The 20,469-nt window shown below is 70.3% G+C and carries 11 protein-coding genes; 7 read left to right on the top strand and 4 right to left on the bottom strand.

Features of this window, described 5'->3' with window-relative positions:
- The first annotated feature begins 14 nt into the window (after positions 1–14).
- From ACFXAE_RS05220 to ACFXAE_RS05245, 6 genes are all read left to right on the top strand, one after another.
- Positions 15–1,508, top strand: a complete 1,494-nt coding sequence (locus ACFXAE_RS05220) for an NUDIX domain-containing protein (RefSeq protein WP_384708240.1) — start codon at positions 15–17, stop codon at positions 1,506–1,508.
- A 29-nt stretch (positions 1,509–1,537) separates the two neighbouring features.
- Positions 1,538–2,773, top strand: a complete 1,236-nt coding sequence (locus ACFXAE_RS05225) for a M15 family metallopeptidase (protein ID WP_384708243.1) — start codon at positions 1,538–1,540, stop codon at positions 2,771–2,773.
- Between the two features lie 205 nt (positions 2,774–2,978).
- A complete protein-coding gene (locus ACFXAE_RS05230; protein ID WP_384708246.1) occupies positions 2,979–3,806 on the top strand; it encodes an NUDIX domain-containing protein in 828 nt (275 codons plus the stop codon).
- Positions 3,807–3,837: 31 nt separating this feature from the next.
- On the top strand, positions 3,838–4,287 hold the full coding sequence (locus ACFXAE_RS05235; protein WP_384708249.1) for a class I SAM-dependent methyltransferase: 450 nt from the start codon (positions 3,838–3,840) through the stop codon (positions 4,285–4,287).
- 775 nt (positions 4,288–5,062) lie between these two features.
- Complete coding sequence (locus ACFXAE_RS05240; RefSeq protein ID WP_384708252.1) at positions 5,063–5,542, top strand: hypothetical protein; 480 nt, start codon at positions 5,063–5,065, stop codon at positions 5,540–5,542.
- Between the two features lie 726 nt (positions 5,543–6,268).
- On the top strand, positions 6,269–8,254 hold the full coding sequence (locus tag ACFXAE_RS05245) for a polyprenyl synthetase family protein (RefSeq protein ID WP_384708255.1): 1,986 nt from the start codon (positions 6,269–6,271) through the stop codon (positions 8,252–8,254).
- 60 nt (positions 8,255–8,314) lie between these two features.
- Here ACFXAE_RS05245 and ACFXAE_RS05250 read toward each other — a convergent pair whose 3' ends face one another.
- The 3 genes from ACFXAE_RS05250 to ACFXAE_RS05260 form a co-directional block, all read right to left on the bottom strand.
- A complete protein-coding gene (locus ACFXAE_RS05250) occupies positions 8,315–9,142 on the bottom strand; it encodes an ABC transporter permease (RefSeq protein WP_384708258.1) in 828 nt (275 codons plus the stop codon).
- Positions 9,139–9,744, bottom strand: coding sequence for an ABC transporter ATP-binding protein (locus tag ACFXAE_RS05255; protein ID WP_384708261.1), 606 nt, complete (start codon positions 9,742–9,744; stop codon positions 9,139–9,141). The genes ACFXAE_RS05250 and ACFXAE_RS05255 overlap by 4 nt, the downstream gene beginning before the upstream one ends.
- A 356-nt stretch (positions 9,745–10,100) precedes the next feature.
- Entirely contained in the window at positions 10,101–11,108 is a 1,008-nt protein-coding gene (locus tag ACFXAE_RS05260) for a terpene cyclase (RefSeq protein ID WP_384708264.1), read from the bottom strand.
- Positions 11,109–11,624: 516 nt separating this feature from the next.
- On the opposite strand from ACFXAE_RS05260, the gene ACFXAE_RS05265 reads away from it, so the two are divergent.
- Positions 11,625–12,974: a cytochrome P450 gene (locus ACFXAE_RS05265; RefSeq protein WP_384708267.1), complete on the top strand. Its 1,350-nt coding sequence runs from the start codon at positions 11,625–11,627 to the stop codon at positions 12,972–12,974.
- 50 nt (positions 12,975–13,024) lie between these two features.
- On the opposite strand, the gene ACFXAE_RS05270 is transcribed toward ACFXAE_RS05265, so the two are convergent.
- Complete coding sequence (locus ACFXAE_RS05270) at positions 13,025–20,401, bottom strand: SDR family NAD(P)-dependent oxidoreductase (RefSeq protein ID WP_384708270.1); 7,377 nt, start codon at positions 20,399–20,401, stop codon at positions 13,025–13,027.
- Positions 20,402–20,469 lie beyond the last annotated feature (68 nt).

The following is a 20,469-nucleotide window of genomic DNA, read 5'->3' on the forward strand; positions in this document are numbered from 1 at the left end:
TCTGAGGTAGCCCCATGCCGTTGTCGCACGACCACATCCGCACCACCGTCGAGACCTACCTCGCTCGCCACCCTCACGAGCGCGAGCAGCTCGGCGGCCTCCTGGACGCCCTCGAACGTCCCACCGACATCGCCAGCCGCTCCACCTACACCGGACACGTCACCTGCGGCGCGATCGTGGTCGACCCGCTCGGCCGCGTCCTGCACGTGCTGCACCTGGCGAGCGGGAAGGTTCTCGCTCCCGGTGGACACGCCGAGCCCGAGGATGAGTCCCTGGCAGCAGCGGCGCTGCGGGAGCTGCACGAAGAGACCGGGATCCCGCCGCAGGCCGTGGCACCGTGGCCCGGCTACGAGACTGTGCCGTTCGACATCGACACCCACGACATCGACACCCACCCGGGCAAAGGCGAACCCGGCCACCAGCACTTCGACCTCCGGTTCCTCTTCCGCCTGCACCCCGCAACAGATGTGCCCATGGTGCTGCAGGAAGAAGAGGTCGGCGGCATCGAGTGGCGTCCCGTGGACAGGGTGACCTCCCCCTCCCTGCGCGACAAGCTGCTCAAGCTCCCGCCCAAGACCGAACCGGATACGGCCAACGCCTCCGCCCTGATCTACAACGACCGCGGCGAGTACCTGCTCCACCTGCGTGACTACTTCCCCGGCCAGATCTGGGAGCCGGGCATGTGGTCCCTGCTGGGCGGCGGCCGAGAGCCCAAGGACGCCACCCTGGAAGACACCGTCCGGCGCGAACTGGCCGAGGAAACCGGTCTCCACATCGCCGACCTCACCCCGTTCGGCACCGAGTACGCCTCCGACGACGCCGGCGCGACCGTGCCCATCGCCATCTACGCCGGCCGCTGGAACGGCGATCCCCGCGAACTCCACCTGACGGAAGGGGTGATGCTGGCCTGGTTCACCCCCGACGACCTCCACCGCCTGCGCATCGCAGACACCACCAGCGACCTTGTACGGCGCCACGCCGCCGGCCTCCCGGCCAACGCTTCCCGCACTGCGTCGCAGAGCGGGCTCTCGTCGCACGAGGAGCGTCGCCCAGCTTCGCCGCACGGCACGGTCCTCAACGTCATCGGCGTCCACCTCTACCTGGAGCGGCCCGACGGGACGGTGTTGCTCGGGCTGCGCCACCCCGACTCCGCGTTCGCGCCGTCCACCTGGCACGTCCTGGCCGGCCACTGCGAGCAGGAGAGCGCCATCACCTGCCTGATCAGGGAGGCCCGAGAGGAAGCCGGCCTGCACATCGAGCGGCAGGACGTCGAACTCGTCCACGTCGTCCACCACATCGACCGCGCCGGGGACCGGCCCCGCATCGGCCTGTTCTTCCGCGCCCGCGCCTGGAGCGGCGAGCCGGAACTACGCGAGCCGGACAAGTGCACCCAGTGGAAGTTCTGGGACCCCGCCGCGCTGCCCGACAACCTCGTTTCCTACACCCGCCAAGCCATCGCAAAGATCCAGAACGGGGACCTGTACAGCGAGACGGGCTGGCGCACATGACCGGCACTCCGAGCGGCGCACACCGTCGTGTGTCCACTGCAACTGCGGCCGGCCGTGAGGACACCCGTCTGGTGGTGATCCGCGGCAACTCGGCGTCAGGCAAGTCAAGCGTGGCCCAGGGCTTGCGAGATCACTACGGCCGCGGTATCGCGATCGTGGGCCAGGACGTGATCCGCCGGAACGTGCTCAGGGAACATGACACCGCGCGTGGCGCCAACATCGCCCTGCTGGGCAGGATCGCACGCGAAGCACTGAACGCCGGCTTTCACGTGGTGCTTGAGGGGATCCTGTACGCCGACCGCTACAGCCACTTGATCACGTCTCTGGTGCGGGACCACCGCGGCGTCTCCTGTTGCTACTACCTGGACGTGCCGCTGGAATCGACGTTTGTCCGACACGCGTCGAAGGCGGATGCCGCGTACCTGGCGCAAGTCACCGACAGCCACCTCGCCTCCTGGTACCGCGAGCTGGATCTGCTGCCCGGCGGTCTGGAGACCGTGATCCCGGCCGACAACACGCTGCAGGACACCGTCGCGCGAATCGTGAGCGAAACCGACCTGGCCTCTGCCTCCCCCATCCCGCCACCGCAGTGCAAGCCGTCGCAGGGAGACTCGATGAACCCTCTGGTGTTGATGTCCGATCCGCGGGTCGCCGCGATCCCGGTGCGCGAGTGCGGGGAGCCGCTCGTCGACGTGCGTGACCACAGCTTCCGCGTCGATCCCCGCAAGCAAGATCCACTGGGCGCGTTCGCCCACGTCCGCGAGGGCGTCCTCGCCCGGCTGGAGCACGCCCGCTCGCTCCTGCCCGCTGGCACCGACCTGCTGTTCATCGAGGGCTACCGGCCGCTGGCCCTACAGCAGCACTACTTCACCGAGTACCGGGACGAGCTGGCCTCCGCTCACCCCGGCTGGACTGCTGAGCAGCTGCACCAGGCCGCCAGCCGGTACGTGTCGCCGCCGGAGATCGCGCCCCACTCCGCGGGCGCGGCCGTGGACGTAACCCTCGTCGACCAGGACGGCCACGAACTCGACCTCGGCACCCGCGTCAATGCCTCCCCCGAGGAGAGCGACGGCGCCTGCTTCACTCACGCCCCGAACCTCAGTGATTGCGCGCGCCACCACCGCACGCTGCTGCTCAACGCTATGGAGAACGCAGGTTTTACAAACTATGCGACCGAGTTCTGGCACTTCTCGGTAGCGGATCGGTACGACGCGCTGATGCGGCAGGAGCCGCACGCGCGCTACGGACCGATCGAACTGCCCTAGCGAGCCGGCATCCTCGTCCACTTTCTCGCCACCCACGCCGATCCGGAACCACAGGAGCGCGGCCACCGCACCCTGGCGCGCCTGCGATCCCAAGGCCGCAACGGACGGACCGCATCGAACGGAGGCACGCGTGCCTGACGACACCCAGCAGGCGATCCCAGCCGTCCCGAGTCCGGCGACCGGAGGTGAACCACAAGAGCACCACATGCACCTGCTCGGGCGGTACTACCGCCAAGTGGAAGCAGGCCGCAAGACGATCGAAGTGAGGGTGGCCACCCCGCAGAAGCGCGCCGTCGCAGTCGGTGACACGGTCGTCTTCCACGACCGGGACACCGGGCGGGAACTCGACGTCATCGTCAAGCGGATCACCCCGTACCACTCCTTCGAGGATCTGCTCAGCTCGGAGGACACCGTGCGCATCGACTCGGACGGGCCGCCCGGAGAGCTGCTCGCCAACCTCCGCAGCATCTACCCGCCGGCCAAGGAAGCCCTCGGCGTTCTCGCCCTCGCATTCGACCACCGCACTGCCCGGCCAGGCCGCCCCATGCCGATGACGCCCACGCAGTACGCGCAGACCGTCCCCCACCACACGGTGTACGGCTGCCTGTACATCCGCGACGAACACGACCGGCCGGTCCAGCTCCGCTCGGTCTACGGCTCGAGACTCTGGCAGTTCCGGGGCGGCAACCTGGACGTTCCAGGCGAGGACCCGCTGCAGACCGCACGGCGAGAGGCGGTCGAGGAGACGGGCCTCGAACTCGGTCTGGACACGCCGAAGCTGCTTCTGACGCACTTCCTTCATGCCGGGCCGCGCCTGCCGCTGAACAAGGTGGGGCTCATCTTCGACGGAGGCCAGCTGACCGCCGACCAGCTCGGCCGGATCCGACTCGATCCCGCAGAGCACGACATGTGGGCCGTCCACGACCTCGCGACCTGGCAGGAGCTGATGGCGCCGCGCGCCTTCGCCCGCCTCGACGCCATCGAACGAGCCCGGCGCGGCGAGGGCCCCGCCTACCTGATCACGCACACCTGATCTCCCCAGCACCCTCACCCAGGAGGCAACCGTGCCCGCCGAGGACACCAACACCCGGGCCTGGCAGATCTACGGCCAGCGTCAACTGGCCCGCGCCTACACCCCGCCCATCCCCGACCGGCTCGGCTGGACGCCCTGGGAAGGGATCGGACCGGGTGCAGAAGTCCTCGGTGACATCGCCGGCCGCCGAATCCTGGACATCGGGTCCGGAGCCGGCCACCACGCCGTCCACCTCGTCCAGGCTCACGGAGCCCGCGTCACCAGCATCGAGCTGTCCCCGACCCAGCATGAACGCGCCGTCTCCGCCCACGCCGACGTTGACGGCGTGGAGTTCGTCCAAGCAGACGTGACCGAGTACCTGGCCGGAGCCGAGCCGTTCGACGCCGCGTACGCGATCGGGACGCTGGCCTTCATCGACCCGCACCGTTCGCTGCCGGCATTGCGCGACGGCCTGCGTCCGGGCGCCCCCTTGGTCCTCTAGCTCCTGCACACCGACCTGCACGGCCGCGGTCCGTCCACGGAAATGGCGCCGCGCGAGCAGATGATCCTGCTGCGCGACGACCCACCCCTGCCGACACAGATGTGGGTCCTGGTGTGACGACGCAGCCTTGTTGGCAAGAGCCGGAATCGGCTGCCACTGGTCAGAGAGCTATGACGCAACGTAGTTGGCAAAGGCAACGCAAATTAGTCGGTGACCTGTTATCACAGATTGTGATCGGTCCGGCTGCTCTCGACGAGGCACCGCACCGACTTCGAATGCTCTGTCAGGCCCTGATTGTCCGCCGGTGCCAGGGCGGCGCTTCCAACGGCAGACCAGAGTGAGCGCGCCCCCGCAGAGCCTCGATGCGCCGTCCCTCACACGGGGGACAGAGCGCCACCAGGTAGGGGTGACGCCTCTACCGTTCTGGCAAGGCGTCACGCGGTGCCGGTGACCATCAAGGGGGGCGCGTGCGCAAGCTCCTACGGCATGCCTTCTGTTGTATCCGCTGGCCAGCGCCATGTGACAGGGCTCCAAGTCGCTAGATCACCAGCCCACATGCCGGGAAAGTGCCCGTATCCTGCACCTGCGTTCGTTCTGTGATCGAGCGACAGGCCGTTCCGGACCAGCCCGTTCAAGTAAAGGAGCATCAACCATGGCCTCTCGCCGTATGAAGTGCACTGTTCTGACGACCGCGGTGGCCTCCGCTGCGGTCTTGGCCGCCTCGGCGCAGGCGCTGACCGCACCGTCTCAGCCGCCTGCCTCGGCCTCCCGATCCATGACCGTCACTCCTCAGATGCTGAACGCGGGCGCCCAGAGGCAGGCAGCCCCGCTGCCTCCGGCATGTTCGGAGGCCATCTTCAAGACGCAGGAGAAGTTCCCCACCACCCGCTACACCGTTCCCGACGAGCCGTGGAACGCCCTGCTGGGTGAGATGAGCAGGCTGACCGAAGCCGAGCAGGCGGAGTTCACCGAGAGCGCCTGCGCGGCGTGGAACAGCTGGGCCACAGCCAACGGTCCCGCCGTGGCGCAGGACCTCGACACCCGCTGGCAGAACGCGGCCGCGCCCGCGTGCAACAAGTTCGCCGTCGCGACCATGGGCTCGGTCAAGAAGTACGCGCCCACCATCCCTGCCGAGACCCGCAAGCTGGAAGTCGTGGTCAAGAAGGTCTGGCAGGGCGCCATGACGAAGCTTTCCACCGAGGCCCCGGACGCGGCATGCCGCACCGCATACACCAAGGTCAAGGCCGGCTGGTAGGCGCGAATGCCGGCACGCTGACGGGTGTGGCGTGGGGGCGGCTGGCGCCGCCCCTGTTGCCGGGTGCTGGCGGGCGGGTCGTCGGTAGCGGGACCGCTAGCGGTTGATCAACGGGGTGTTGTGTGGGTTGCCGACGGGTTCCTCGGGACGGGACCGGCCGGAGCGTTATGGGCCGGCGAGAGGTTCGCCCGCTGGGAGGCGGACGGCACGCTGCCCGCCTGCTTCAGGAACTCCAGGTCAGGGACGACTCGGCCAGGTCGGTGGAGTGGGTGTTGTCGGTCGCCTCCACCGACCCGGCCGGGCCCCCTCAGCGCGCCGCTGACGCTCATGGAAGCGGGCGGCGGCGGAGACGGACTGGAGATGCGCCATGTTCGGCGCCCGGCTGGTTCCGCAGAAGGAAGTGGCCGCACTACACGGAGAGGTTGGAGAAGGGCTCACTGGCCAGCGTCACAGATCAGCAGATTAGACCAGTTCATGCGATTAGGTGGTTTAAGTCAGGACTGTGCGCGCACTGCCACAGGTTTCTGTTTCCTGGTGCGAGACGCGGGGGGTGGTCACAACGGGGAGCGGATACTGCGACGTCCTGCTGCTGCGTGTCGGCTGTCCTCCCGCTCGTTGAACACCGACCAGTGTCAGGAGCGCAGAATGCCACCCTCTGGGATTGACCCTGCCGTTTTTCCGTGTCTGGAGGCGGACTTGGACAGGGTCCGTGACGCTCTGGGACCGGTGCGCATCCAGGGCAGACCCGAACTCGACGCGCTCACTCAGGAAGGGCCCGGTACGTCCCGCGGCCTGGTCCGTCCCACCCTTGCTCTGCTCTCGTACTACGTTCTTACGGATCCTTCGGTGCCGGCCGATGACCGGGCCGTGCGTGCCGCCGCGGCCGTCGAGCTGCTGCACCTGGGCGCGCTCTACCACGATGACGTCGTGGACCACGCTCACGAGCGCCGGGGCCGCCCCAGCGCCAACGCGGTGTGGGGTGAGCACCTCGCCATCCTCGCCGGGGACTGCGTGATGCTGACCGGCCTGAGCATGCTGGCGCAGCTGGGGCAGCGTGAAGTCATCGCCGGGACGATGGCGAACGAGCGGATGTGCGCCGGCATGGTGATGGAGGCGGCCGACCTGTATTCGTCCTCGCGCAGTGAGCAGGCTTACCTCGACGCGATCGGGGGCAAGACGGCGCATCTGTTCGCCTTGGCCTGTCGTCTGGGGGCGATGCAGGCGGTCAGGGACGGCGGCCGGCAGGAGGGCCGGGAGGAGGCGCTGGCCGGGTTCGGCTGGCAGTTCGGGTACGCGTATCAGCTGCGCGATGACATCCTCGATCTGACGTCCACGGCCGAGGAGCTGGGCAAGCCCGTCAACTCGGATCTGTCCGAGGGCGTCTACACCCTGCCGGTGATCCGCGCGGCTTCCCGCGACCGCGACCTCGCCCACTTTTTGGGCAAGGAGCTGACACAGGACGAGGCCGCACGCGCCCGGGACCTCGTTCTTGCCTCCGGGGCCGTGCAGGAGGCACAGGCGGCGGCCGACGCACACATGGCCAAGGCCGCTGATGAACTCTCCCGCCTTACCGATCACCCTCATGCGCTCGAGGGGTTGACGGCCTACGCTCGGGCCGTGCTCGACCGGCCCACTGCTTCCCGCCCCGCGGCCATTCCCCGCCAGGCCCGGCAGGCCCCTCAGCCCCAGGACAGCGTGCAAGCCCAACAGGTCACGCAGGGGATGAAGGACTGGCTCGTGGAGACCGGCATCGCCGCCACCCCAGCCGAGGCCGATCACCACCGGCTGTCGGGCGCTCTGTCGATGATTGAGCGGATCATTCCTCGGGTGGCGGACGGAGCTGGCAACGCCGATGGCAGCGACGATGACCTCTTCGAACGGAAGCAGACAAGCGCAGCCTTGGGCATGCTGTTCGGTCTGTGGGACGACCTGTTCGAGGATCCACAGCTGACGGACCCGCAAGCCGTTACCGCACTGAGGGAAGGACTGGTGACGACGTTGCGCCAGGACCCGGGCGCACCGTGCACACACGGCGCGATCCCGACGGCCTGGGCGCAGTTGTGGCCGCGCCTGTGTAAAGGCAGGACAGTGCGATGGCAGGAGGCATTGCTCGACAACATCGAGGAATGGCTCCACGCCTGCGAGCGTGAGGCAGGTCACCGCATCAGCGGCTACATCCCCTCAACAGCGGACTGGCTGCCGCTGCGGAGGTCGACCGGTGGATTCGAGGTCGGCCTGGCGTGCTCGGAGATCGTGCAGGACCGGGAGATGCCGCCGGCGGTGCGCAGCCACCGCATGGTCCGACGTCTTGAGGATCTCGGTTTCTTCGTCGTCTTCGCTGAGAACGACCTCGCGGGAGTGGACCAGGACGAGGCAGACCAGGTCCCCTACAACCTGGTCAGGGCGATGCGTCACGAGATGGGGTGCAGCCTCGCGGAAGCCATCGAGCGCGTGGAGCGCCAAGTTGCGGAGAAACGTGCCCAATTCAAGGCGGTATACGAGTATGTGCCCGTGCTCTTCCGCACGTTGCCCGGCCTCTCCGGCCAGGGTGACCGTTATGCGGCAATCTACGACATGTTGAAACTGTTCTTCGATATGCGACAGGGCGAGTCTGAGAGGTACCAGCCGCAGACCACGGCCGCGGGACCGGACCTGGAGCGTCTGCGTCGTGAGATCAGCCGGCCTGCCGCCCCGGCCCCGTCCACGCGGTAGTCCCGGGGGCTAGAGGAACGCGGTGTCCTCGCGCGGGCTGCTGGCGCAGGGACACCGTCCTCATCGATTCGCCGCCTTCCCGAACGGCGCCGGGTCGGCATCCGCCTGTCGGCCGATCCGTACGGCGGCTGTCAGAGCGGACCTGGTGCGCCGGTGGAAGGCAAGCAGCCCGATGAGGCCGACGGTGGTGAACCAGGCCAGCTGGACGGCGAAGTCCACGGCGGGCACGGTGGAGGAGAAGCCCGCGGCCGTCGCGGCCTGCATGGCACCGTAGGAGGGCAGCCAGCGCACCATGTCGCTGTTCGCTCCGCCGCTGGCGAGGGGGTTCTGCAAGCCCAGGTCCACGACACTGATCATCACAATGGCGAACATGCCCTCCACCTCGCGGCGCAGGAGCGTGCCGAGGGCGACGCCCAGCGCGCCGTAGGTCATCGCCGTGCAAAACAGCGCCGCGCCGAGCATGACGGGCTGCCTGGGCGACCAGAAGCAGCAGATGACCGCGGTGGCGTAGGAACAGACCACCACTGACGCGATGACCAGGCAGGCGACCTTCGCCAGCCCCAGCGGAACCCGGGGGAACCCGGCCATGGACAGACGCCGGTCGAAGGCCCCATTGCTGAAGGTCGCCGCGAACATCATGAACCCGATGATCAGCGTGACCCCGTTCAGCGCCCCGGTGATCTGGGTGATCTTTTCACCGCCGGCGGTCAGTACGCGACCGGTGCCGTGCAGCCGGAACTGCACCGGCTCCTTGGCGATGGCCCAGCCCGTCATCATGACCCACACCGGCAAAAACACCGCCACCAGCAGCATGGCGAACCGGTTCCTGGCGTGCTCCACCAGGCCATAACGCGTGGCGATCTTGAACAGCCGCATCCCCCGCCTCACCGCACGTCCTCCTGCCGTCCGTGCAGCACACCGTCCCGCAACCGCCACACCTGATCGAGCCGGTCGGTGTCGTAGGCCAGATGCGAGACGACGAGGACCGATCGGCCGGCCGCACGCAGGTCCCCGACCAGATCCCAAAAACGCAGGTACGTCTCCCAGTCGAAGCCCTGGTACGGCTCGTCCAGCAGCAGCACCTGCGGGTCGTGCATCACCGCGAGCGTCAGGTTCAGCTTCTGCCGCGTGCCGCCACTGAGCGTCCCCACCAGGGCGCCGACGTACTGGGCGAAACCCAGGATCTCCATGACCTCCTCGGCCCGCCGCAGATCCGCAACGTCATAGGCCGCAGCGAAGAACTCCAGGTGCTGGCGCACCGTGAACACGTCGTTGAGCACCACCTGCTGAGGGCAGTACCCAAACCGCCCACCGTGCCGGACCGTACCCCGGTCCGGTCGCAGCTCCCCCGAAAGGATCTTCAACAGCGTTGACTTGCCCGCCCCGTTCTCACCGACGATGCCCACCACCGACCCCGCAGGCAGCGCCACGTCGATACCGCGTAATACCTGCCGAACGCCGTAGGAATGGTGGACTCCCTCTGCCTCCATCAACGCCCCCTCCCTCAGCCCCGATGTAGGTCATATGGATGTCCCACAGCTGCCAACGAACCAACGGTCGCAAGGAAACGCCCCAGCAAAGGTGACAGGGCAAGCCGACACGGGCAGATGCGTGTGACGACGAGATGAGCGGCGGAGCTCGGGGCGCGCTCACCGGTAGTGCGCACCGTGCGTGGCCGCCGGGCCGGACTGTGACGGGACGGTGGCCTGGTGTCAGCAGCCGTCGGGGTGGAACCGGTGATGTGATCGAAGCCGTGCATGTCCGTGAGCTCCTGGGTGCAGTCGCATCGCCGGGCTCCATTCCGCGACGTCCAGCGCGCGCTTCCGAGGCATGGCGGCCGGGAGGTTCAGGCGTCGAGGATGTTGTCGAAGTAACCGGGGCCGGAAGGCGGCAGGGTCTGGTTGGTGTGGGTGTAGCGCAGGGTTTCGGTTTGCCAGGCGTGGTAGCCGGACATCCACGCCGTCATGACCCCGGCGTACCGCTCCACGGTGGCCTGCTGGTGGGGCTCGAGCCCGAACTGGGCGCAGAGAGCCGGAACCTTGTCGGCGAGGTGCTGGAAGCGTGCGATGCGGGTGGTGACTTCGCGGCGGGCGGCTTCGACGGCCTGGGGGCGGGTGTACTGGTGGGTGTGTTCGAGGACCAGGACGAGGTTGTCCATGTCGCCTCGGGCTTCTTCCTTCTCCAGGGAGTACACGTCGTTGCACATCAGCGGCACGTCCACGGCGATCTCCCGCATCAGACGCAGCTGCGGGCTGTGGAAGGCGGCAGCGGGGACGTCGAGGTGGGCGGCCAGCTCGCCGCAAGAGATGGTCAGGGCGGTCCCGGCGATGCCCCGGCGCACCTGGAGGCAGGTGTCCATGTCGGCGGGTATGCCGCGCAGCCGGCCGGCGGCCTCGTGGGCCTGGGCTGCGAAGTAGTACTCCCACTCGTGTGCCACACGCGCCACCCACCCGGCGGGCGCACCCTGACGGCTGCGCTGCCACAGGCCGGCGAACGCCCTCGAGCACGGGTCGACTCCCGGGCCCGGGGCGGCGCCGTGGACGATGTCGATGAGTTTCTGGCAGATGCGGGCGACCTTCTCGGGGCGGCGGGAGAGGGGGCCGTCGAGCTGGTCGTCGAAGACGAAGAAGAACCCCATCACGTCCGCGGCCAGGTCCAGTTCCGGGCCCTGGGCGTAGGGGAAGCCGTAGGCGGCCAGGCGGGGCATGTCCCACGAGACGTACCACTCCAGCCCGGCCTGGCTGGTGACCAGTCCCTGCTGCTGGACCCAGTGCAGGTTGCGAACGCGCGCGCCTTCCAGGTCGGCGCTGACGCGCAAGGGGAAGGGCAGAGCGAAGTCGATGTCCTGCGGCATGCCGACCGTCCTCATCCGTGCGTGCGGGTCACAAAGGGCTTTCTGCTTGATCGCGTACCGCGGCCACGGCTGCTGTCACGCCCGCGGGAAGGGCATCGCGCCCCCAGCGAAGCCGAAGGGCACTGGAGTGCGAAAGAGCGAGAACGGGCCGCAGGGGCGGCCACCGACCAGACCGGTTGGGCCCTTCCACCGGTCAGGCGGCCGAGCCATGGACCGTCGCGGCGAGGCCGGCTTCTGTGGGGCCCAGGGCGGCCTGGGCCCTCACCAGGGACGCAGTTCGTGAACCCCTCGGGCGCGGCCAGCAGGGCGGGTCGTGCTGTGGAGGACCGGGCCAGGGCGGCGGAGGTGCCAACCTGAGCGAGGCTGTGCGGGCCGCGGTCTCAGATCCTGCGTGGCCGGATTTCCACCAGTGCGGGGCACGTCGAGTTGGAACACTGGAAGCCGTTCAGATGTACCTCCAGCGCACTTCTCGGCTTCCTCTCGCACGCCCGATCCCCTTCTTCCGCAGGAGTGAGCATGGGCATAGTCCGCACGGCTCCCCAGGCCCCCGGTGCACTGCCTTTGCTCGGTCACGGTCTGGCCCTGCGCAGGGACCCGCTGGCGTTCATGATGTCGCTGCCCGCCCACGGCGACCTGGTGCAGATCAGGGTGGGACCCGTGCGGGCGCTGGTGGTCTGCGACCCGGGTCTGGTTCAGCGGGTACTGACTGACGACCGGACCTTCGACAAGGGCGGCCTGCTCATCGAGCGGGTCCGCGAGGGACTGGGCAACGGCCTGGGGACGTGTCCGCACGGCGACCACCGCCGCCAGCGCCGCTTGACCCAGCCCGCCTTCCACGCCCAGCGGATCCCCGCCTACGCCGAGGTCATGACCCGCGAGGCCGCACTCGCTGTCGACGGGTGGGTCCACGGGCGGGACATCGACGTGCTGCCCGTGATGCAGGAGATCGCCGCCCGCACGACCATGGCCACGATGTTCGCCGACACCCCCGGCTCCGACACCACCGCCGTGCTGAAGAGTTTCAACGTCTTCTCCCACGGCATCTACCAGCGGATGCTCCTGCCCCACCCGCTCGACCGGCTGCCCCTGCCCGCCAACCGCCGCTATGACCAGGCCCGCGCGCGCCTGCACAAAGCCATCGGCTCGATCATCGCCGACCACCGCGCCCGCGGCGTTCAGGGGGCAGATCTGCTGTCGATGCTCCTGACCACGTCCGAGAACGGGCAGCGCCTGACCGACGACGAGATCGCCGATCAAGTCATGTCGTTCTTCTTCGGCGGCATCGAGACCGTCGCCGCCACCCTGGCCTGGGCCCTGCATGAGATCGCCCGCCACCCGCAAGTGGAAGAGCGCCTGCATGCCGAGGTCGACGCCGTACTGCCCGCCGGGGCTCCCGCCACCTTCGACCTGCTGCCCCGCCTCGCCTATACCGGCCGGATCGTCACCGAGATCCTGCGCCTGTACCCGCCGGGCTGGCTCCTGACCCGCATCACCACGACCCCCACCGACCTCGACGGATACCCGATCGCGAAGGGCGCCACCGTGGTGTGCAGCCCCTACCTCATCCACCACCACCCGGACCTGCACCCGGATCCGGAACGTTTCGATCCCGACCGGTGGACGGGCCAGAGCGCCACCGGCCGCAACGGCCTGCTGATCCCCTTCGGTGGGGGCGCCCGCAAATGCATCGCCGACACCTTCGGCGTCACCGAAGCCACCCTCGCATTAGCCACCATCACCGCCCGCTGGCGCCTCACCCACACTCCCGGCACAGACGTCACTCCCGCCCTCGGCGCCATCCTCAACCCCCGCGGACTACACATGCGCCCCACCACCCGCGAACCGACACGCACCCGAACCATGTAAGCACTGGGACCTGGCCGAACGGGCGCCAGCCTCGGCCGGCCAGGCTCCGTCTATTGCCGCTCGTCGGCGCTCAGCTCCAGCCGCTGGTGGACCAGACGGGCGAAGTGGGCCAGGGTGCGTCCGGTGGCCAGGTCGGCCGGTCCGAGGCGGATGTCGAACAAATCCCGGGCCTGCATCAGGAACTGCATCCCCAGCAGCGAGTCCAGTCCGAAGTCGGTGACGTTGACCGTGGGCTCGAGATCGGCCGGGTCGGTCTGCAGGACACCGGCGAGGAGCTGGGTGATCACGTCGGTGATCTTGCGCACCGCCTCGTCCGCCGGGAGGTCCGCCAGCGCGTTCAGGAGTTCGTTGCGGGCGTCCGGGGACGCCGCGGAGGACGCCGGAGCCAGCGGAGCGAACCGGGGGGTGGCCAGGGCGGGCAGCAGATGACGTGCGGTCCCCCAGCGGTAGCGGCCCGCTCCGGCGACGTCGGTGCCGGCGGCCAGGAGGTGGTCGGCGGTGGTCAGGACCTCGGTGGGGGTGAGCAGCTCGAGGCCGCGTCCGGCCATGGCGGCCTCCATGCCGCTGCGGGCGACGTAGCCGGTTTCGCCGATCGGCCCCCAGGCCAGCGCCGTACCCGTCCGGCCGGTGGCGCGCCGGGCCCGGGTGAGGGCCTCCAGGTAGGCGTTGGCCGCCGCGTAGGCGGACTGTCCCGGGTTTCCGATAGTGGCGGAGACGGACGAGTACGTGAGGAACAGGTCCAGGTCGCGGTCGGCCGTGAGGTGGTCCAGCAGGGCAGCGCCCGCCGCCTTGGGCGCCATTACGGCGGCGAACCGGTCGTCGGTGAGGTCGGACAGCACCGCGTCGTCCATGTGCATCGCCGCGTGCACGATGCCACGCAGGGGGTGCCCGGTGGCGTCCACGGCGTCGAGGACCCGGCGCAGCGACGCTTCCTCGGTGACGTCGGCAGCGTGTGCGGTGGCCTGCACACCGCGGTCGGTGAGTTCCCGGAGCAGGGTGTGCGCACCGGAGGCGTCGGGTCCGCTGCGGGAGAGCAGGGCCAAGTGCCGGGCCCCGCGGTCGGCCAGCAGGTGGGCGGTGGCGGCGCCGAGCCCGCTCAGTCCACCGGTGATCAGGTAGGTGCCCTCGCTGTCGAGGCGGAGGGAGCCGCGTACGGGTTCGACGGGGACGGGTTCGTCCAGGGGGTCGAAGGTGACGACGACCTTGCCGGTGTGCCGGGAGTGCTGCAACAGGTGGAAGGCCTCGTCGACACGGGCGGCGGGATAGGCCGAGTGGGGCAGGGGCCGGTAGGCGCGGGATCCGATCGCCGCGTCGAAGACCTCGACGAGCCGGGTTCGCAGGGCTGGGTCGTCCACGACGGCGTCGAGGTTGAAGCCGATGAAGGTGAGACTGCGGTGGAAGGGGCGAAGCGTGATCGGATTGTTGAGGAAGATGTCCCTCTTGCCGAGCTCGATGAACCGGCCGTTGGGGCGCAGGAGGTCCAGGCCCTGGGCGATGGCCTCGCCGCTGAGGGAGTTCACCACGACGTCCACGCCCTGACCACCGGTCAGCTCCCGCACTCGGGGGACGAAGTCCAGGCTGCGGGAGTCGAGTACGTGCTCGACGCCGAGCGTGCGCAGCAGGTCCCGTTTGGTCTCCGTGCCGGCGGTGGCGATGACGCGGGCGCCCTGTTGGCGGGCACACTGCAGGACGGCCAGGCCCACCGCTCCGGCTCCGCCGTGAACGAGCACGGTCTCCCCGGCACCGAGACGGGCCTGGTGGACCAGGGTCTGGTGGACGGTCAGAAAGGCGACGGGGAAGGTCGCCGCCTCCGTGAAGCTCATCTCGTCGGGAACGCGGACGACGGCGAAGGCGGGGGTCGTGGCGTGCGAGGCGAGTGCGGCGGGCACGAGGCCGCAGACCCGGTCGCCGGCCTTCAGGTCCCGTACCCCCGCTCCCACGGCACGCACGATGCCGGCACCGTCGGTGCCCAGCCCGCGGCCGAGCGGACTGTTCTCCACCGCTTCGGGCGGAAGCAGGCCGTTGGCCCGCATGGGGTCGCGGTAGTTCAGGGCCACGGCCCGCATCTCCAGTAGCACCTCGCCCGGTCCCGGTTCGGGGGCGTCCGTCTGCCGCCAGACGAGCCGCCGGTGCAGGCCCGGGTCACGGGCTTCCAGAATGAACGGCGTACCGGCGGGGACGCCCGGGGGCTCGTCCACTGGTTGCTGTACCTGCCGGGGCACGAACCGGCCCCGTGCGGTCAGAATGATCTCGTCCTCCAGAGCGCTTCGGTCGTCGTCACTGGGTGCGAGAAGTTCGCCGGCCAGGCGGCGGGCGTCGGTGTCGGTGTCACCGGTGCGGTGGCAGGACAAGCGGCGCAGGCACAGGTCCGGGCGCTCGTTGGCGAAGGTGCGGCAGGCCGCCCAGACGGCCGCGTCCACCGGGTGCGTCGGCTGCTCCGGGGCGGGAAAGAGGCCGGTCGGTCGGGTGACGAGCCATACCTGAGGGCTGCTTGCGCCCTTCAGGCCGTCGCAGGCGGTGGCCAGGGAGCGCAGGAGTGCCGCGCGGCGGGTGGTCCGCGTGACGGTCTCGTGCGGGCCGGGGGCGGCGAGCAGCAGGACGACGCGCGGATCGGGGTCCGTGGGCAGGGCCGCCTTCCAGGCGGCGGCCTCGTCGGGCGCGGTGATCACGGTGGCCTTCCCGAGGCGGGCGGCCAAAGCTCGCGCGGTCGCCGTCTCGGTGCCGTCCTCGACGGCGATCACCCAGGTGGCGCCCGGTACCGGCCGCGCTGTCTCGGTGGTGGCCACCGCCTGGCTGTGGTCCGCCGCGGCGAGAAGGACGGAGCGGTCCTCGGGCCCGGTCTGCACCACACCGGAGAAGCCGCACCGGTGCAGCAGCGGTGCCCACCGGTCCCGGGCGAGGATGCGGGACACGGGACGCAGGGTGTGGTCCCCACGCTCCCAGAAATCGTTCAGCGTGCCGTACAGCAGGGCCTGGAGCGGGGCGTGATGCGGTTCGGTGGCCAGCAGGTGTCCGCCGGGCGCCAGCACACCGTGCAGCCGGTGCAGGGTCGCGGCCAGGTCGGTGGTGGTGTGCAGGGCGTCGCCCGCGAGGACGAGGTCGAACCCGCCTCGGGGAAGACCCTGGTCGGCCGGATCGGCGTTCGGGTTCAGAGTCCGGTAGTCGACGAAATCATGGGCCGAGAAGCGGTGTTCGGCGCGGGAGAGGGTGCTGCCGGTGGGTGCGGTGCAGGTGTAGCGGGTCCGGTCGGCCGGCAGCACGGGCAGGACCGCGGCCGTCAGGGCGGTGGTGGTCGCACCGAACTCCAGGACGCGCAGCGGACGGTCAGCGGGCCAGCGGGCGACGATGTCACCGAGCAGGGCCTGCACGGCACGGTGGGCGAAGCGGTGGGCGGGACCGGACTCGTGGAGTTGCTCGTAGGCACTGTCCCCGGTCGGCAGGAGTTCACGTGCGTCGGCGTGTCCCCGCACCACGTCGGGCAGCCGGCGCAGATGCCGGTTGAGGAGCAGCGTCTCGGCGCCGTACGCGGGATGGTCCTCGACCAGGCCGCGCAGCATGGCCTCGGCGTGGGTCTCCACGCCGGTCAGCCGCCAGGTCTCCCCCGCTGGCCCGGCGAGACCGTGCTCGGCCAGCAGGGGCAGCATCAGCCGAGCGAGCCGCCGGTGCCGCGGCTGGAGGCCCCCGGCCACCAGGTCGTCCATCGAGAATGGGGCCGCCGGGTCGGCGAGAAGACCGCGCAGCGTCCCGGCCCAGCAATGGGCGCCGGCCTGCTCGGCGGCTGCGGTGAACCGACGGTGGCCGCCGTCGTCCAGGGCAGTGCGGGCGGCGGCGATGCGCGGCTCGGCCGCGGATGCCACCTCGGTGGGCGTGGGAAGCGGGGAGGGCGGGGCGGCGGCGTCCGGGTGGGGGGCGGCCCTCAGGACGGTGCGCTGGACGGTCAGCGGGGTGTGTTCGGTCAGGTGTGCCCGGCGGGTGCGGCAGCCGTCGATCTCGACGGTGACCGTGCCGTCGGGGTCGGCGTAGGTGATGTCCCAGCACATCTCGTTGGCACTGCGGCTGCGGCGGCGCAGATGTACGACGCCGGTGGGCGCGGGGGTGCGCCACACGCGTACGGCTCCGAACACGGTCGGGAGGAACGCGGCGGACTCCCCCGGCGCCTCGGCGAGGGCCACGGTGGCCTGCAACGGCGCGTCGATCAGGACCGGGTGGGCGGTGTAGGCGTCGGCGGGGTGCTCCAGCCGGTAGCTGACCAATGCCTCTCCGTCGCCGGTGTCGACGCGGTCGATGAGCTGGAAGCCCGGCCCGCAGTGCAGACCGATGCCGTGGCACATGCGGTAGAAGCCCGGGCCGTCGACGCTCCGGTCGCAGCGTGCCCGGAGCGCGCCGACGTCGAGCGGGGCCGGTGCCGTGCCGAGCAGGCTGCGGACCTGTGCGCGTACCACGGGCAGGCACTCACCGCCGTGTTCCTCACGAACGCTGATGGTCACGGCGCCGTCGTCGGGGGTGACCGCGGTCTGCAGGGCGACCGGCGTCGGGTCCGGCCACCGCAGGGACAGCGGACGGCCGATCTCCAGGTGCCGTACCTCGACCGGGCGGTCCATGGCCCGGCGACCGGCACTCAGGGCCATCTCCACGTAGGCGGCGGCCGGCATGAGGACGTCGCTACCGATCCTGTGGTCGCCCAGCCAGGGCACCAGTTGCGGCTCGACGGTGCCGTGCCACACGGGGTGCGGGGCGGGCATCCGCTCGCCCACCAGCGGATGATCCAGCAGGCCGCTGCCGCTGGTGTGGGCGACCAGGTCGTGCGCGGTGCCGTGCCAGTGCCGTTCGTGCTGCCACGCGTAAGCGGGCAGGTCGACCACCCGGCCGGGGCGGGGGAAGTGGTGCCGCCAGTCGGTCGATGTGTCGGCGGCGAGTACGGCGGCGACGGCCGCCGCGGTCTCGCGGAGGCCGTCCCCGTCGCGGTGCAGGGTGGGGACGCAGATGGCGCCGGTGTGGCGCAGGTAGGGGCGCAGCACCGGGTGCGGTCCGATCTCGACCAGGACGCCGGCGTGCTCGGTGGCGAGGTGGGTGGCGGCCTCGGCGAACCGTACGGGCTCGCGGACGTTGCGCCACCAGTACGCGGCGTCGAGTTCGGGCCCGTCCAGCGGGGCACCGGCGACGGTAGAGACGAACGGGATGCGGGCCGGGGCGGGTTCGAGTCCGTCGAGGGCGTCGAGCAGTGGCTTCCTGATGGACTCCATGACCCGGCTGTGGAAGGCGTAGTCGAGGTCAAGTTCGCGGAAGAAGACGCCGCGACCCGTGAGTTCGGATCCCCAAGCCGCGAGCGCGTCGGCGTTCCCGGCGACGGTCACGTCCCGGTCGCTGTTGATTCCCGCGATCTCCAGTGCGCCGTCGTGGCGGAGCAGTTCCTCGCGTGCCTGTGCCTCGGACAGGCCGACGGCGGCCATCCGGCCCCGGCCCGCCGTGGTGCCCTGGGTGCGGCTGCGTTCGGCGATCACCAGCACGGCCTGTTCCAGGCTGAGGACCCCGGCGGCGAGGGCGGCGGCGACCTCGCCGACGCTGTGTCCGGTCACCGCCCGCGGGCGCACCCCGTGTGAGGCCAGCAGCGCGGTGAGGCCCACCTGCACGGCGAAGAGGGCGGGCTGGGCCACCTCGGTGCGCTGCCACTTCCGGGGGGACGGGTGGGCCAGTTCCTTCGCCACCGACCAACCCAGGTGGGGTGCGAGGGCCGCGTCGGCCTCCTGGACGGCCCCGCGGAAAACCGGGTCGCCCCGCAGCAGGTCGGCGGCCATGCCCGGCCACTGGGAGGCGTTGCCGGAGAACACGAACGCGATCCCGTCCCGCTCGCCGACGCGCACCATGGCCCCGCTCGCGGGTTCCGCGGCCGTCAGCCGGTCCAACTGCCGGGCGGCATCTTGCGGGTCGGTGGCCAGTACGGCGGCACGGTGCGGGTGCGCGGTGCGCCGTACGGTGCTGGTGTGGGCCACGTCGTAGAAGTCCGCCGGCTCGGCGTTCCGCAGCCGCTCTGCCATACGGGCGGTCATCTGCTTCAGCGCCTTGCCGGACCGGGCGGAGACGACGAGTGGCAGTGGGCGCTCGTCCGGCACCGGGTTCGGCTCGGGCTGCCGCGCGGCGGGCGGCTGAACGACGACGGCGTGGGCGTTGGCTCCGCCGAAGCCGAAGGCGCTCACTCCGACGGCCGCCCTCTCCCCGGGGTCCAGCGGGACGGGGTTGACGGCGGGGGCCAGTCCCAAGGCGTCGAAGTCGATGCGGGGGTTGAGGGGAAGGGCGTGCAGGGACGCCGGCACCATCCGGTGGCGCAGGACCAGGATCGCCTTGAGCAGGCCGGCCATTCCGGCGGCGGGTTCCAGGTGGCCGATGTTCGTCTTCACCGAGCCGATCGGCAGTGGTCCGCGGCTGCGGCGCCGGCCCAGAGCCTGGCCGATGGCCTCGGCCTCCGCCGGGTCACCGGCCTGGGTGCCGGTGCCATGGGCCTCGAAGTACACCAGGTCGTCCGCGTCGATCCCGGCCTCCGCGTAGACCGTGTGCAGCAGCGCCTCCTGGGTCTCGGCGCTGGGCACGATCATTCCGGTGCTGCGGCCGTCGGTGTTGTTGCCGGTGGCGGCCAGTACGGCGTGGACGCGGTCGCCGTCCGCCACCGCGTCCGCGAGGCGCTTGAGGACAAGCACCGCGCCGCCCTCCGCGCGGACGAACCCGTCGGCGTCGGCGGAGAACGCCGCGCAGCGTCCGCGACGCGACAGCATGCCCGCGTAGGAGAATCCGGCAAAGGAGTAGGGGTTGGACAGCACGTTGACGCCGCCGACCAGGGCGACGCGGCCCGGGCCCTCGCGCAGAGTGCGGCAGGCCCGGTCCAGGGCGACCAGGGCGGAGGAGCAGGCCGTGTCCACGGCCATGCTCGGCCCACGCAGGTCGAAGGCGTACGACATCCGGTTCGCCGTGATGGACAGGGTGGCGCCGGGCATGGTGTGCGGGCTCGTGTGGTCCTGCATCATGGACAGGTTCACGCCGTACCCGGGGTCGGAGACGCCCACGTACACGCACGTGTCCGACCCGGCCAGTGACTCGGCGGGGATGGCGGCGTCGTCCATTGCCTCGGCGGTCATCTCCAGCAGCAGCCGCTGTTGCGGGTCGATGTGCCGGGCCTCCGCGGGTGAGATACCGAAGTAGGCGGCGTCGAACGAGGCGACGTCCTCAAGAAAACCGCCGGCGGCAGTGTAGCTGCGGCCTGGCCGCACGCCGCCCGGGTCGACGGTCCGGTCGCGGGGCAGCCGGTCGGCGGGCATTTCACCGACCATGTCACGCCCGTCGCGCAGCACGGCCCACAGGCCGTCCAGATCGGTGATGCCTCCGGGAAGCCGGCACCCCACGCCCACCACCGCCACGGCCCGTTCAAGCTGCTGCATCGCCAAGTCTCCGCCCCTTCGCGCCAATCACTGGCCTTCGTGCGGATTGAAGAGGATGAAGCGGGCGC

Source organism: Streptomyces sp. NPDC059454, from assembly GCF_042749965.1.
Classification (GTDB): Bacteria; Actinomycetota; Actinomycetes; order Streptomycetales; family Streptomycetaceae; genus Streptomyces.